Origin of the sequence: Qipengyuania algicola (assembly GCF_042492175.1) — a bacterium.
Lineage (GTDB): Bacteria > Pseudomonadota > Alphaproteobacteria > Sphingomonadales > Sphingomonadaceae > CAJXSN01.
In genome coordinates this window covers 2,763,995-2,778,401 of record NZ_CP170453.1, presented here as the reverse complement: position 1 = coordinate 2,778,401, position 14,407 = coordinate 2,763,995, and the positions used below count along the sequence as shown (strand labels likewise).

The following is a 14,407-nucleotide window of genomic DNA, read 5'->3' as shown; positions in this document are numbered from 1 at the left end:
GGCCGCCGTCTCGCTGGCTAAAGGCTGCGCGTCGCATTCGTATGCACGCACATTCGCGCGTTCCCAAAGTTTGAAGGACCTGACCCCCATGAATTTCGACGAGATGAAAGCCAAAATGGCGCAAGGCGATGGCTTTATTGCAGCGCTGGACCAGTCCGGCGGCTCCACGCCCAAGGCGCTGGCAGGCTACGGCGTTGGCGAAGACGAATGGTCGGGCGATGAAGAGATGTTCGCAAAAATCCACGAAATGCGCTGCCGCATCGTGGAAAGCGCGGCATTCACCGGCGAGAAAGTCGTGGGCGCGATCCTGTTCGAGAAGACGATGGAAGGCTGCACGCCTGATGGCTCGCCCATCCCAGAACGTCTGCGGGCCAAGGGGATCGTGCCTTTCCTGAAAGTCGACAAGGGCATGCACGACACCGCCAACGGCGTGCAGCTGATGAAGGATATGCCCGAGCTCGATGCCAATTGCGCGCGGGCAAAGGAACTGGGCGTGTTCGGCACGAAAATGCGCAGCGTCATTCACGAGGCAGATGAAACAGGTGTCGCCGACAATGTCCGCCAGCAAATGGATTTCGGCCTGCAGATTCTTGGCAATGGTCTGGTCCCCATTCTGGAGCCGGAAGTCAGCCTGAAGAGCGAAAGCCGCCCGCAAGCCGAGGCGCAGCTCCTCGCCGCGATGCTCGATCAGCTGAACCGTGTGCCCGATGGCCAGCAGGTGATGCTGAAGCTGACGATCCCCAGCGAGCCCGACCTCTACAAGCCGCTGACCGAGCACCCGAAGGTGCTGCGCGTTGTGGCATTGTCGGGCGGTTATTCGCGCGACGAGGCCTGCACCGAACTCGCGAAAAACCACGGTATGATCGCCAGCTTCAGCCGCGCTCTGCTGCAGGAACTGCGCGCGCAGATGGACCAGCAGGGCTTCGATCAAGCGCTGGGTTCCGCAATCGACGCGATCTACGCCGCCAGCAAAGCGCCGGCGTAACGGTTCAACCCGGCGCGAATTTCGGGGTTCCCAGCGGGGTTACCTCGAAACGGAAGCGATAGGCTGACGGGGCGATGGGCATGGATTGAGTCGTCGGAATCGGTGCGATCTCGACGATTTCCAGCCTGACGTCCCGGTGGTCTGTCGGTTTCGCGCTGTTCAAGACGAGCCGGGCCTCTCCGGCATCGGTCAGGACTCGCGCTTCCAGAGTGAGTTCGCCCGGCCACACGCATCGGGCATCCGCTGGACAGCGGCTGTCGGACACCACTTCGACAGGCATGATCTCGGCATCCGCAAAGCTTTGCCACGTCCCGATCCCTACGCAGGGACCGAGGGTGCACTCTGCCTCGAGCTCTGCCGCATCATTGGGCACTCCAGCGCACCCCGTGCCCAATTGCAGTAAAGCGAGCATACTCGCGGCGGACAGGGCTTGGCGCGGGGTCATGCCGGGGATAATGCACGCGCCATGACCGATTGCCAATTGTACCTGATCTCCCCGCTCGATGTTGGCGGCGACTTTCCCTCTCGGCTCGAGCGCGCGCTTGATGCGGGGGAGGGCTTTGTCACTGCATTTCAGTTCAGGGTGAAAGGGGTGGATCAGCACGAGGCCGCCGATCTGGCTGCACCGTTGCAGGAGATCTGTGCCGCCCATGATGTGGCGTTTATCGTGAATGACGATGCGGCGCTCGCCCGGCGGCTGAATGCGGACGGCGTGCATCTGGGGCAGGGCGACGGCGACCCACGCGATGCCCGCGAAGAACTGGGCCGCGAGGCGCAAATCGGGGTGACGTGCCATGCCAGCCGCCATCTGGCGATGGAGGCGGGTGAGGCGGGGGCCGATTACGTCGCCTTTGGAGCCTTCTTCCCCAGCACCACCAAACAAAGCGAGCATCGTCCCGAGGTGGAAATCCTCGAGTGGTGGTCGAATGTCTTTGAAATCCCTTGCGTCGCGATCGGCGGGATAACGCCCGACAATTGCGGCCCTCTGGTAGAAGCGGGGGCCGATTTTCTGGCTGTGTCCGGCGCTGTCTGGAATGGCGATGAAGCCGCAGCGGTCGAGGCATTTTCGAAGGCCGTGGCGGAGGCGAAGAGCGAAGCCGTCGCCGATTGATCAAAGGGGGTGGTTTAAGCGCGCGCAATGCGTGATTTTCTTCTGCATATACTCTAATGCCGAACCATGAAGTTCCTGGATCGCCTTCTGACCATCGTCATCACTGCCACGCTGACCTCTGCCGTGTGGATCGTTGCGGGCGGCAGCCTGATCGAGAACGCGACAGCCGAAGGCCAGCGCGATGCGGTGCGTCCGGCTGAGGCTGCGCCCAGTCCCACGCCAACGGAAACGGCCGTTTCGGAAACAGAGGATGTTGCCGACCCGGCACCGCCCGCAGCCGCACCGCTCGATCGCAATGATGTTTCTTCGCCCACCGAGAGCGAGGCTGCGCAATTGCTGGTCCCGGTGCTGAATGTCCGCCCGTCCGACCTTTCCGATACTTACTCCGCCTCGGCGCAAGGTGGGGATCGCTTGCATGAAGCGATTGATATCATGGCCCCGAGGGGCACCTCGGTCATCGCGGCGGGCGCCGGCGAGGTCGAGAAACTGTTCCGTTCCGATGCAGGCGGGCTGACGATCTATGTACGCTCCCCCGACCGCCAGACGATCCATTATTATGCGCATCTGGATGAGTATGCGCAGGGCCTGCGCGAAGGGATGCGCGTGCGGCGAGGCCAGCGGCTCGGGTCTGTGGGATCGTCCGGCAATGCCGATGCCAATGCACCGCATCTCCATTTTGCGATCCTGCGCACGACCGAGGATGCCGAATGGTGGGAGCCTGCCAATGCGGTGAACCCGTTCCCGCTGCTGACCGGTCAGGCAACCGCGCAGCGTTCGGGCGGCGCGTTCTAACTGGCTTGATTTTTAACGCGCAGGCCCTTCACGCACACAGCGAACCCGGCTCAGTTGTCCGTCATCGCCGTATTTCTGCAGGATGCTGGCCATCCGGCGGGCAAACTTTGCACCCTTCATCGGGCCGCGCGTGAAGGTGACGGTCCTGGCCGTGGCCAGATAGGTCCCGCTGCCGCTTGCAGCGGTATAGCTGGACGCATTGCCGATCACGAAATCCATGCCGGGAACCGGAACCCATGCCTGCCCCGCAGCGCTGCCCGGAACAGAGCACCGGTATTGCCCCAGCGGCAGGGTTTCGAGCTGGCCGCTGGGCTGGGCAAGCGCCGGGCTGCCCATGGCGAGAGGCGTGGCGATGGCCACCGCTGCCAAGAGGAGGGATGTCTTCATAGAGCGTGCAATTATCATGGCGCGCACCATATCGCCACACTCCTTGCCGCAAGCTGACCCAGCGGCTAATGCGCGCAGGAAACTTACCAGGCCGGGCCGCGCGGTCCCGTCTGGCATTCGCACCAAAAAGGCATCTCCCCATGAAAATGAGCGGCGTGGACATTCGTCCCGGTAACATCATCGAATATGAAAACGGCATCTGGAAAGTTGCCAAGATTCAGCACACGCAGCCCGGCAAGGGCGGCGCGTATATGCAGGTCGAGATGAAGAACCTGCAGGACGGGCGCAAAACCAATGTCCGCTTCCGCAGCGCCGATACGGTCGAGAAGGTCCGCCTCGACACCAAGGAATACCAGTATCTCTATGCCGAGGACGATATGCTGGTCTTCATGGATCAGGAAACCTTCGAGCAGATCAATCTGCCTGCCGATCTGCTGGGCGACGCCCGCGCATTCCTGGAAGACGGCATGACCGTGAAGCTGGAACTGTGGGAAGAAAAGCCGATCTCGGTCGCTCTGCCGGAACAGGTCGAAGCCACCATCACCGAGGCCGATGCCGTGGTGAAGGGCCAGACCGCGTCCTCCAGCTACAAGCCCGCCGTGCTGGAAAACGGTGTGCGCGTCATGGTGCCACCGCATATCGAAAGCGGCACGCGCATCATCGTGGACGTGTACGAACAAACCTATGTCGGCAAGGCGAGCTAACACCTCATGTCGATGTATTCAGGACTGGTGCGCGTTATGGAACGCGCCGCGCGCAAGGCTGGCGGAAAGCTGCGCCGTGATTTCGGCGAGGTCGAACATCTGCAGGTGAGCCGAAAAGGCCCGGCGGATTTCGTGTCCAAGGCCGACCAGATTTCCGAGCGCACCCTATATGACGAGCTGCTCGCCGCGCGGCCCGACTGGGGCTTCGTGCTGGAGGAGGGCGGCACAATCGAGGGAGATCCGACGAAGCCGCGCTGGATCATCGATCCGCTGGACGGCACCAGCAACTTCCTGCACGCCATCCCGCATTTCGCGATTTCCATCGCGGTGCAGGAGCCCAAGCCGGGCGGTGCCGGGATGAGCGGTGACCCGTGGGGTGAAGTGACCGCCGGGGTCATCTACCAGCCGATCCTCGACGAGACCTACTGGGCGGAAAAATCGCGCGGTGCCTGGCTGCATGATGGCCGCCTACGGGTATCGTCGCGCCGGTCCCTTTCCGAAGCGCTCATCGCCACCGGCATTCCGTTCTCCGGCCACGGCGATTTCGCCGAATGGAGCCGCATTTTCGGCGCCATCGGTCCGGAAGTGGCGGGCATTCGCCGGTACGGCACCGCCTCGCTGGATCTCGCATGGCTGGCTGCGGGCCGGTTTGACGGTTTCTGGGAAAGCGGGCTCAACGACTGGGATACCGCCGCAGGCTGCCTGATGGTGCGCGAGGCGGGCGGTTTCGTGTCCGATTTCCGTGGGCGTTCGCAGCCTATCCATTCGCGCCAGGTTCTGGCCGCCAATGACGCATTGCATTCGCGGCTACACAAACTGTTGGCAAACGCCCTCAAGTAAGGCTATCCGCGCGCCGTCTGATTGGTGCGCCCCTGTGGTGGAATTGGTAGACGCGCTCGACTCAAAATCGAGTTCCTAACGGAGTGCCCGTTCGAGTCGGGCCAGGGGCACCATTTATTCTCTCACGGCTTATCGGCTTCGCCGATGCCTCCGAGGGGGCGCACCAGGGGCTGCGGCGCGCGGTCGCGCTCTGACTGCCGTGACTTGGTTTTGGTCCTGATCAAACGGTGATCTTCACCTTCACGACGCCGTCTTCTTTGGCGTCGAAGATGCGGTAGGCTTCTGCACCTTCGGACAGGGTGAAGTCGTGGCTGAACAGTCCTTCCGCCTTCACTCGGCCTTGCTGGACCATCGGTACCAGATGCTGCCACATATTCGGCACGTCGCAGATGCCGCCGCGCACGGTCACGTTTTTGAACATGATGAGGGGGAGGGGCAGGGTGTCTTGCGGCTCCGGAATGCCGACGAAACTGGCATTCCCGCCATGCGCCACCAGCGGCAACACCGCGGCAATCGCTCCGCTCGCACCGGATGCCTCGAAAACGCTGTCTGCGCCCAGTCCGCCCGTCGCCTCGCGGATTTGCTCGACCAGATCAGGGCCCGGGGCGAAGGTGATCGCACCCAGTGCCTCGGCCGCGTTGCGCCGTTCGGCGACTGGATCGATGGCGAACACTTTGGCGGCGCCCAAGGCAAAGGCCAGTTCCACCCCGATCAGCCCGATGGGGCCAAGGCCGACGATAGCCACCGTTCCGCCTGGCTTGGGCTCGGCGCGGGTCAGACCGAAATAGGCGGTCGCCATGCCATCTGTGAGCAATAACGCCTGTTCGTCGGTAAGCCCCTCAGTCGGCATCAAGGTTTTGTCGGCATTGGGCACGCAGACATATTCCGCCTGACCGCCCTGCAAGGCCGTGCTCAGCCCGAAGGCGGTGGCTTGCGGGCATTTGAGCGGCTGACCGATGAGGCAGGCGGGGCACGATCCGCAGCCCGTGCCGCCCGCCGCCAGCACTTTCGCGCCCGGCTTGTAGAGATGCACATCGCTGCCCGCTTCCACGACTTCGCCGATGAATTCGTGCCCGACACAGAAGTTGGGCGTGTCGGCGCCGTATTCCGTGTTTCCGATATGCGCGCCGTGATACATGTGCAGATCGCTGCCGCAGATGGAGCAGGCGGAGACTTTCATGATGACGCTGTTGGGCGTGGCCAGTTCGGGATCGGCATAGCTCTCGTACCGGATATCGCGGGGGCCGTTGAAGACGAGAGCTTTCATTATGGTGTAACCTTTCGATTGGACCGGGCGAACCTAGCAGGCAAGAGGCCCGCGTCCAGCGGCCATCAACAGGGGAATACGATTCATGACATTTTCAGTTCGGCGCGGCGCTTTGATCGTCGCTGCGGCCCTATTCGCCACTGCACTGACGCAGGTTTTTTACATTACCGTGGTGTCCAATTCAGAAGGCGAGACGCTGCGCCGGATCACATGGGTCACAGAAATGGCCCTGTTCAGCATTCCCGCTGTCGTGGCGCTGGTGCTGGCCGCGCGTGACCGGGTGCACCCGCTGGCATGGGCGGCCATCGCGGTGGGCGGAATGGTCAATCTGATCCAGGTCGGCATGGGGCTGGCGATGTTCGGGCCGGCGCAAGATGCTGGAGATCTGGCAGTCTTCGAGACCGTATTGCAGGGCGCATTCTTCCTCTATTTCCATGGCAAAGCGATGTTCGGCCTTGCGGCCATCGGCTTCGGTTTGTCGGCCATGCGCAGCGGCGGTGGCTTGGCGAAAGCACTCGGGGGCCTCGGCATTCTGGCTGGTCTGGCCGCTGTACTCCTCAACCTTCTCGGCATGACGGACGGCATGGCTTGGGTCCAGCAAGCAGGCGCTGCCGGCACGATCGCGACGGCGCTTCTGGCGATCCTGATCGCCATGACAGTGCGGGACGAGAACGCCTGAGAACAAGCAAACAAAAGTTGAGACGATCCGTGCGTCCGGCCCATCGGTCTGGCGCACGGATTCGTTAAAAGACTTGCGCTTGGGCGCTAGCTGGGGGATTCAGCCTCCAGCGATATGATACCGCCCCCATCCCCCCATGCCATCGCCGCCATGGTCGTCACTGTGGCGATGTTCGTCGGTTTTGTGCGCGGCCGGATGTCGACAGAGATTGTATCCCTGCTCACCATAGCGGTGATTGCCGTGGGTCTGTATTTCTTCCCGCTGGAGGGCACCAATCCCACCGACGGGCTGGTCCTCGCCTTTGCCGGGTTCGGCCATTACGCGCTGATTACGATTTGCGCGCTGATGGTGATGGGGCGCGGGCTGGTGGTGACCGGCGCGCTGGAGCCTGCCGCACGCTTTCTGGAAGGTGTCTTCAAATACAATCTGCAAGTCGGCCTGCTGGTCAGCCTGATTATCGCCTTCGTCCTCAGCATGGGCATCAACAACACGCCCGTTCTGGTGCTGCTCATCCCGATATTTGTCACACTGGCCGCACGCGGAGCGCTGCCTGCGTCCAAGGCTTTGATCCCGCTCAATGCCGCTTCGCTGATCGGCGGGGTGGCCACCACCATTGGCACGTCGACCAATATTCTGGTTGTCTCCATCGCCGTCGATCTGGGGATGGACCGGATGGGCGTGTTCCATTTCACCCCCATCGTCTTGGTCGCCGGAGCCGTGGCGTTGCCTTATCTTTGGCTGGTGATGCCCCGGCTCCTGAAGGATAACCGGGTAGAGGCAGAACATCAGGAGCGGCGCTTCACCACGCGGCTGAGGATCGGGGAAGATAGCTCTCTGGTGGGGACGGAGCTGTCCGACATGATCCCGCGCCTGCCCAAGGAAGTGGAGTTTATCGATCCGCCAAAAGGCAAGCTGGACGGTCAGCAACGCCTTCTGCTGTCAGGCACGCATGAAGGCATCGAGGAAGCGATGCGGACCTTGCAGGGCGAAATCGCGCCGACCTGGGTCATTGATCGCATCCATCGGCAGGCGACCGAGAAGAAGCTCGATATCGCAGTCGTCGAGATGGCCATCACTGCGGACAGCCGCTTGATTACCCGCACGCTGCCCAGTTCCGGCATTGCCGATCTCTATGGTGTGGCCGTTATCGGCATCCACCGGCCAGAGCGTCTCGTTGGCGAGGCGGAGAAATACAGCGAAGGCGGCGATCTGCGGATGCGCGAGGGCGATGTCCTGTTGGTGATGGGGCTGCCGGACAATCTGCAGGAATTTGCCCGGACCGACAGCCTGCTGATGCTAGAAGGCATGCGCGAACTGCCGCGCCGGTCCAAAGCATGGCTTGCCGCCGGGATTATGGGCGGCACGATTGGTCTGGCCTCCATTGGCCTTATCCCGATTGCCATCGCCGCGCTGGCGGGTGCCATTCTGATGTTCGTGACCGGCTGCGTGAAGTTTGACCGCGTGGGCCGTGCGCTGTCTGCGCAGGTCATTGTGCTCATCGCGGCCAGTATCGCCATCGGGCGGATTATCGATGAAAGCGGCGCTGCGGACTGGCTGGGGCTTGTGCTCGCTTACGGGCTGCAATTCCTGACCCCGGCGATGGTGCTGGCGACGATCATGATCTTCGTGACCTTCTTGACCAATTTCGCCTCCAACGCGACGGCGGCCACGGTGGGGACACCCATCGCCTTCAGCATTGCGAACCAGTTGGGCCTGCCTCCGGAGCCATTGGTGCTGGCCGTGCTGTTCGGGTGCAATCTGTGTTACGCGACACCCATCGCCTATCAGACCAATATGCTGATCATGGCCGAGGGGTCCTACGAGTTTAAGGACTATATCCGGACCGGTGTGCCGCTGGTGATCCTCATGGTGGGGACGCTCTCGTTCCTGCTGGTGATGACCTATGATATGTAGTCACAGGGACGGTGTTTGAGGTTGGACACGCCGCTCTTTCCTACTGCATCACGATGTGCAAGGTGATGAGTGCGAGGGACGCAGTGGGCGCGATTTTCGCGAATTCGCGCGAGACGTGTCAACCAAGTCCAACATTTGAAAAAGGCATATGTATAAGTGCTTTAGCGGCAAATTCTCTGTTGGAAACTGTCAAGCATGTGTCAAAAGTGTCAAGCTGGTAGGGTTTGCGGTGAGGGGATGGACTATGACTAGGTTTGCGAATTCTGGGGTGAAACGGTGGGCAGCGGCGTCGGCGCTCGCGATGGGGCTGGCCATGAGCGCGCCTGCCTCAGCGCAGGACGATACTCTCCGCGCCGATCTGGCCGCCGACATGCCCGGCCTGATGGAGCTCTACCGCGATCTTCACGCGACACCGGAGCTCAGCTTTCAGGAATTCGAGACTGCCAAGAAACTCGCAGCGCGGATGCGCGCACTGGGGTTCGAGGTGACCGAAGGAGTGGGGCAAACCGGCGTCGTTGCCATGATGAAAAACGGCGAAGGGCCCACTGTCATGCTACGCGCCGATATGGACGGACTGCCGGTGGTGGAACAGACCGGCCTGCCTTACGCCTCCAAGCAAATCGCCGTGCCGGCGTCGGGCGTAGAGACGGGCGTCATGCATGCCTGCGGACACGATACCCACATGACCGGGTGGATCGGTGCGGCCCAGCTTCTGGTTGATCGCAAGGACGAATGGTCCGGCACGCTGATGATGATTGCGCAGCCAGCCGAGGAACTGGGCGAGGGCGCGCCTGCCATGCTGGAAGACGGTTTGTACGAGCGTTTCGGCACGCCCGACTACGCCATTGCCTTCCACGACGCGGCGCAGTTTCCGGCAGGCATGATCGGCTATTCGCCGGGCTTCGCTCTCGCCAATGTGGACAGCGTGGACATTACGGTGCCGGGGATCGGCGGTCACGGCGCCTATCCCCACACGACCAAGGATCCGATAGTTCTGGCCAGCGCTATTGTGATGAAGCTGCAAACGCTGGTCAGCCGCGAAAGCTCGCCGCTCGATCCGGCGGTTATTACTGTCGGCAGCTTCCACGCGGGCGCAAAGCACAACATCATTTCCGACGAAGCGAAATTGCAGCTGACCGTGCGCAGCTATTCCGACGAGTCGCGCAAGCTGCTGCTCGATGGAATTGCCCGCGTAGCGAAGGGGGAGGCAATGGCGGCGGGGATGCCCGAGGACAGGCTGCCCACGGTGACGATTGCCGACCCCTATACGCCCGCAACTTTCAACGATCCCGATTTTACGCAGAGGATGATGGCCGGTTTTGCGACCCGCTTCGGAGCGGAACGCGTGATGCAGGTGCCCAGCGTGATGGGGGGAGAGGACTTCGGACAGTTCAAGCGTTATGCACCCGACGAGGTGCAATCGCTGATCTTCTGGGTGGGCGGCGTTCCGCAGGAGCAATTCGATGCGGCGCAACGCGGGGAAGCGGATTTGCCGTCGCTCCACAGCCCCTTCTGGGCGCCCGATGCGGAAAAGGTCATCGCGACTGCAGCAGAAGCGCTGGCCGATGCGACTTTACGCCTGATGCCCATGGGCGGCGAATAGGGCGACCCCGCTAGGGGTTGCTGGCTCCGGGTGCGTCGGCTGAAGGCGTGGTGCGTCCCGCGCGGCGCATAGACTGCTCGCTGATACGCGCCATTGTCGCCTGATCCATGGTTTCGGGGCCAAGCTGTGCGAGGAGGCGTTCGCGCTCCTCGGGGGGAAGCATCTCATATTGCTCCTGGCTCATTCCAAGCCGGACCCATGGCGGGCTCTGCGTTGCGTTGGAGGAGGGAGGCCTGCTGCTGGAAGTGCCCGAACCGGCATAGCCGACCCAGCTGTCATCGCCGAATTCGCCGGCGACATTGCGGGAATTGGAATTGTCGATCAGGCTGCCGGACTGGAACATGGCATCGCTTTTTGCCTGAAGCTCCGCGCGGTCCTGATGCTCTTCGACCGCTACGACGACTTCACGGCGGCTGTCGGAATCGGCCATCAGCGCGACCGCAGCCGTGATGATCACCGTCACAACCGCAAAATGGCGATACATTTTCGCCGGGTTGGGAGCATTCTTTGCCTTACGTACCATGACGCACCCGATAGCACCGGCGGGTTAATCAATTCTGCTCACCATCCGGCGGACCGGAATGGACCGGTGCAGCGGCCTAAGTTGGGCGCAAAAAAATGGGCGGCCGACAGATTGCTCTGCCGACCGCCCGTCTCCTCCCCAGGAGATGTGGTTTCGCGCTTAGCCGTAATTGCCCAGGCGGTGGTGCAGGGCATTGATCTTGGCCAGCTCTTCGCGGTCTTCGGTCGCTTTGGCGTGGCTTTCGAGCGCACGCCGAAGCAGTTTGAAATCCGCGGTCGAAAGCAGGGCGCGTGCGCGGCCCGGCTCTTTGGATGGGGGTGTACCTTCACTCATTATTTCTCTCCCAATGCCAGCCGTTTATGCAGCGGCGAGCTGGTTCCCAACCGCTGCTTAAGCAGCGGCGAACTGGTTCATAGTATTGTCCTTGCCGCCAGCCTTCAATGCAGCTTCACCGGCAAAGTATTCTTTATGCTCATCCCCGATGTCGGAGCCGGCCATATTCTGGTGCTTCACACAAGCGATGCTCTGGCGGATCTCTTCGCGCTGGACCTGCTTGACGTAACCCAGCATCGCTTCCTCGCCGAAGTAGCGCTTCGCCAGATTGTCGGTGCTGAGGGCCGCTGTGTGGTAAGTCGGCAGGGTGATGAGGTGGTGGAAGATGCCAGCCTGTGCCGCAGCGTCCTTCTGGAAGGTGCGGATACGCTCATCGGCCTCGGCAGCCAGATCGCTATCGTCGTAATCGACGCTCATGAGCGCATCGCGGTCATAGGCAGATACGTCCTTGCCTTCCTCGGTCCAGGCATCGAACACCTGCTGGCGGAAGCTCAACGTCCAGTTGAAGCTGGGCGAGTTGTTGTAGACCAGCTTGGCATTCGGGATGACTTCGCGAATGCGGTTCACCATGCCGCCGATCTGGCCGATATGCGGCTTTTCGGTTTCGATCCACAGCAGGTCGGCACCGGCCTGAAGGCTGGTGATCCCATCCAGAACGCAGCGGTCTTCGCCGGTGCCAGCGCGGAACTGGTACAGGTTGGACGGCAGACGCTTGGGACGCAGAAGCTTGCCTTCACGGCTGAGGAAAACATCGCCGTTCTTGATCTCGTCGGGCGAGACTTCCTCGCAATCGAGGAAGCTGTTGTACTGGTCACCCAGATCGCCTTCTTCCTTGGTGTAGGCAATCGACTTGGTCAGGCCAGCGCCGAGCGAGTCGGTGCGGGCAACGATGATGCCATCTTCCACGCCCATTTCGAGGAAGGCGTAGCGCAGCGCCCGGATCTTCTGGTGGAAGTCTTCGTGCGGCACCGTGACCTTGCCATCCTGGTGGCCGCACTGCTTCTCGTCCGAAACCTGATTTTCAATCTGCAGGGCGCAGGCGCCCGCTTCAATCATCTTCTTGGCGAGCAGGTAAGTCGCTTCGGCGTTACCGAAACCGGCATCGATGTCGGCGATGATCGGCACGACATGCGTCTCGTAATTGTCGATCGCCGTTTCGAGGCGCTTGGCTTCAACTTCGTCGCCCTTCTCGCGGGCGGCGTCGAGATCAGAGAACATCAGGCCAAGTTCGCGGGCATCGGCCTGCTTGAGGAAGGTGTAGAGCTCTTCGATCAGAGCCGGCACGCTGGTCTTCTCGTGCATCGACTGGTCAGGCAGGGGGCCGAATTCGCTGCGCAGAGCGGCAACCATCCAGCCGGACAGGTACAGGTAACGCTGCTTCGTTCCGCCGAAATGCTTCTTGATCGCAATCATCTTCTGCTGCGCGATAAAGCCATGCCAGCAGCCGAGCGACTGGGTGTACTGGGCCGGGTCGGCATCATAGGCCGCCATGTCTTCGCGCATGATCTTCGCGGTGTATTTTGCGATATCGAGGCCGGTCGGGAAGCGGTTCTGGAGCTTCATGCGGGCGGCGGATTCTGCGTCGATCGCATTCCAGGGTTCGCCATTTTCGGCAATGGTCTGGGACAGTGCGTCGGTCGTCTGTTGGTAGGTCGTCATAAAATCTTCCAATCTGGGGAGGTTTGTTGTTGCCCCATAGCCATGGACCAATGGCCCCTTAGGGAATAGGAAAACTTACAAACTATCTTGTCCTCTTGCGCGGTTTACGCAATTGAAGCATGTCAAGCTGTAAAGAAAATTACAAATGAGCGAAGCTTCTCTTCTTGCCGGTCCGGCTCTGCGCCGTCTTCGTAAACGCGAAGGCCTGACTCAAGCTGCCATGTCGGCGCGCCTGGGCATTTCAGCCAGTTACCTCAATCTGATCGAGCGCAACAAGCGCCCGGTATCCGCGCGCGTCGTTGTGCAACTGGTCGATCAATTCGACCTCGATCCCCGCCGTTTGACCGCTGATGAAGCGATTGGCGGGCTGGACGGATTGGCCCGGAGGTTGGCCGACGAACGGTTCGCCGATCTGGGCATCGACCGTGAGGAGGCTGCGGAGTTTCTCGCGGCTGCACCGCAGGCGGCGGCTGCCTTCGCGCAATTGTTCGACAAGGCTGGCGACGCCGGTGCGCGGCAATCCGATCCCTTGGCGGCATCGTCCCGCGAGATTGACCGGTGGCGCAATCACTTTGCTGATCTGGATCATGCGGCTGAGGAATTGTCAGACGAGCTGCGTCTCTCGCGCGCAGATATGGGAGCTGCCCTGACAGAGCGACTGCGCGAACGTCACCAGCTTGCGATCCGGGTGTTGCCGCGTGAGGTCATGCCGGAAACGCTGCGCAGGCTCGATCTGCACGCCCGGCAGGTCCAGTTGGCGGAGATGCTCTCGCCGGCGTCCCGCAATTTTCAACTCGCTTTGCAGCTGGCCTATCTGGAGCAGGGCGACGCTATCACGCAATTGGCCGCAGGATCGCAATTCGAGGAGGAGGCGGGCAGGCGTCTGTTCGAGCGCCATCTGGCGGGATATTTCGCTGCGGCGATCCTGATGCCCTATTCCCGGTTCATGCGGGCCTGCGATGCGACGGGCTATGATCTGCCGGTGCTGGAATGCCGGTTCAATGTCAGCGCGGAGCAATTGGCCCATCGGCTCACTACCTTGCAGCGCGTGGGCCAGCGCGGTCTGCCGTTCTTCATGGCGCGCATTGATCGTGCGGGGCAGTTCTCGAAGCGGATTGCCGGGGCCAGCGGGTCGCCCTTGCTGGGCAGCGATGCTTCCTGTCCGCTGTGGAATGTTCACGAAGCGTTCGAGCGACCTGACCGATGGATTGCTCAGGTGGTTCGATTGGAGGGCGACGGCGAAACGGCGCGGGACTGGTTCACGCTTAGCCACGCGGTCGATGCGAGCGGCGGTGGGGGCAAATTCTCGGTTGTGTTGGGTTTGGAGGCACGTCTGGCAGAACCTTTGGCACAAGCACGCGGCGTTGCCCTCCGCCCTGAACAGGCGCAGCCAATCGGGCTTGGCTGCGAGAGGTGCCGGAGGCCCGATTGTCGTCAGCGCTCGCTCCCGCCGCGCGGGGCGCAATTGGCGTTTGATACAATATCGCGGGCAGCCACTCCGTTCGAATTCGGGCACCGGGTTGGCTGACTGCGTTCTAACCGCCGCATTAACCACCACGCGCCAGCTCCCGCCGGTGCCTGAGGGCCCGGTGTAAAGTTTACCGACATTT

The 14,407-nt window shown here is 61.7% G+C and carries 15 protein-coding genes and 1 tRNA gene; 10 read left to right on the top strand and 6 right to left on the bottom strand.

All coding sequences use genetic code 11. The features are described 5' to 3' along the window. The first annotated feature begins 88 nt into the window (after window positions 1–88). Window positions 89–985 carry a fructose bisphosphate aldolase gene (locus tag ACFCW2_RS13230; protein WP_379547045.1) on the top strand — a complete coding sequence of 299 codons (897 nt, stop codon included), beginning with the start codon at window positions 89–91 and terminating at the stop codon, window positions 983–985. A gap of 4 nt (window positions 986–989) precedes the next feature. Here ACFCW2_RS13230 and ACFCW2_RS13225 read toward each other — a convergent pair whose 3' ends face one another. Continuing rightward, window positions 990–1,430, bottom strand: coding sequence for a hypothetical protein (locus tag ACFCW2_RS13225; RefSeq protein ID WP_379547043.1), 441 nt, complete (start codon window positions 1,428–1,430; stop codon window positions 990–992). 21 nt (window positions 1,431–1,451) lie between these two features. Here ACFCW2_RS13225 and thiE point away from each other — a divergent pair, with 21 nt between their 5' ends. Further along, window positions 1,452–2,096 (top strand): thiamine phosphate synthase, encoded by a 645-nt coding sequence (gene thiE / locus ACFCW2_RS13220; RefSeq protein WP_379547041.1) that lies wholly within the window; start codon window positions 1,452–1,454, stop codon window positions 2,094–2,096. 66 nt (window positions 2,097–2,162) lie between these two features. Beyond that, entirely contained in the window at window positions 2,163–2,888 is a 726-nt protein-coding gene (locus tag ACFCW2_RS13215) for a M23 family metallopeptidase (RefSeq protein WP_379547039.1), read from the top strand. 12 nt (window positions 2,889–2,900) lie between these two features. On the opposite strand, the gene ACFCW2_RS13210 is transcribed toward ACFCW2_RS13215, so the two are convergent. Beyond that, entirely contained in the window at window positions 2,901–3,275 is a 375-nt protein-coding gene (locus tag ACFCW2_RS13210) for an elongation factor P (protein WP_379547038.1), read from the bottom strand. A gap of 140 nt (window positions 3,276–3,415) precedes the next feature. On the opposite strand from ACFCW2_RS13210, the gene efp reads away from it, so the two are divergent. The 3 genes from efp to ACFCW2_RS13195 all read left to right on the top strand — a co-directional run bounded on the left by efp (window position 3,416) and on the right by ACFCW2_RS13195 (window position 4,932). Continuing rightward, on the top strand, window positions 3,416–3,979 hold the full coding sequence (efp, locus tag ACFCW2_RS13205) for an elongation factor P (protein ID WP_379547036.1): 564 nt from the start codon (window positions 3,416–3,418) through the stop codon (window positions 3,977–3,979). 6 nt (window positions 3,980–3,985) lie between these two features. Further along, window positions 3,986–4,819, top strand: a complete 834-nt coding sequence (locus ACFCW2_RS13200; RefSeq protein ID WP_379547034.1) for an inositol monophosphatase family protein — start codon at window positions 3,986–3,988, stop codon at window positions 4,817–4,819. Window positions 4,820–4,847: 28 nt separating this feature from the next. Further along, a tRNA-Leu gene (locus ACFCW2_RS13195) sits at window positions 4,848–4,932 on the top strand. 107 nt (window positions 4,933–5,039) lie between these two features. On the opposite strand, the gene ACFCW2_RS13190 is transcribed toward ACFCW2_RS13195, so the two are convergent. Beyond that, window positions 5,040–6,086 carry a zinc-binding dehydrogenase gene (locus ACFCW2_RS13190; RefSeq protein WP_379547032.1) on the bottom strand — a complete coding sequence of 349 codons (1,047 nt, stop codon included), beginning with the start codon at window positions 6,084–6,086 and terminating at the stop codon, window positions 5,040–5,042. Window positions 6,087–6,171: 85 nt separating this feature from the next. Here ACFCW2_RS13190 and ACFCW2_RS13185 point away from each other — a divergent pair, with 85 nt between their 5' ends. The 3 genes from ACFCW2_RS13185 (at window position 6,172) to ACFCW2_RS13175 (ending at window position 10,282) form a co-directional block, all read left to right on the top strand. Further along, on the top strand, window positions 6,172–6,765 hold the full coding sequence (locus ACFCW2_RS13185) for a hypothetical protein (RefSeq protein WP_379547030.1): 594 nt from the start codon (window positions 6,172–6,174) through the stop codon (window positions 6,763–6,765). Window positions 6,766–6,879: 114 nt separating this feature from the next. After that, the gene (locus ACFCW2_RS13180; protein ID WP_379547028.1) at window positions 6,880–8,679 is read left to right on the top strand and encodes an SLC13 family permease; all 1,800 of its coding nucleotides are present in this window, start codon (window positions 6,880–6,882) and stop codon (window positions 8,677–8,679) included. A gap of 313 nt (window positions 8,680–8,992) precedes the next feature. Next, window positions 8,993–10,282, top strand: a complete 1,290-nt coding sequence (locus tag ACFCW2_RS13175) for an amidohydrolase (protein WP_379547026.1) — start codon at window positions 8,993–8,995, stop codon at window positions 10,280–10,282. 10 nt (window positions 10,283–10,292) lie between these two features. Here the strand turns inward: ACFCW2_RS13175 and ACFCW2_RS13170 are convergent, their stop codons facing one another. From ACFCW2_RS13170 to ACFCW2_RS13160, 3 genes are all read right to left on the bottom strand, one after another. Beyond that, window positions 10,293–10,805, bottom strand: coding sequence for a hypothetical protein (locus ACFCW2_RS13170; protein ID WP_379547024.1), 513 nt, complete (start codon window positions 10,803–10,805; stop codon window positions 10,293–10,295). Between the two features lie 159 nt (window positions 10,806–10,964). Further along, entirely contained in the window at window positions 10,965–11,138 is a 174-nt protein-coding gene (locus tag ACFCW2_RS13165; RefSeq protein WP_379547022.1) for a hypothetical protein, read from the bottom strand. Between the two features lie 57 nt (window positions 11,139–11,195). After that, window positions 11,196–12,797 carry an isocitrate lyase gene (locus ACFCW2_RS13160; RefSeq protein ID WP_379547020.1) on the bottom strand — a complete coding sequence of 534 codons (1,602 nt, stop codon included), beginning with the start codon at window positions 12,795–12,797 and terminating at the stop codon, window positions 11,196–11,198. A 145-nt stretch (window positions 12,798–12,942) separates the two neighbouring features. Here ACFCW2_RS13160 and ACFCW2_RS13155 point away from each other — a divergent pair, with 145 nt between their 5' ends. Then, window positions 12,943–14,325 (top strand): helix-turn-helix domain-containing protein, encoded by a 1,383-nt coding sequence (locus tag ACFCW2_RS13155; protein ID WP_379547018.1) that lies wholly within the window; start codon window positions 12,943–12,945, stop codon window positions 14,323–14,325. Window positions 14,326–14,407 lie beyond the last annotated feature (82 nt).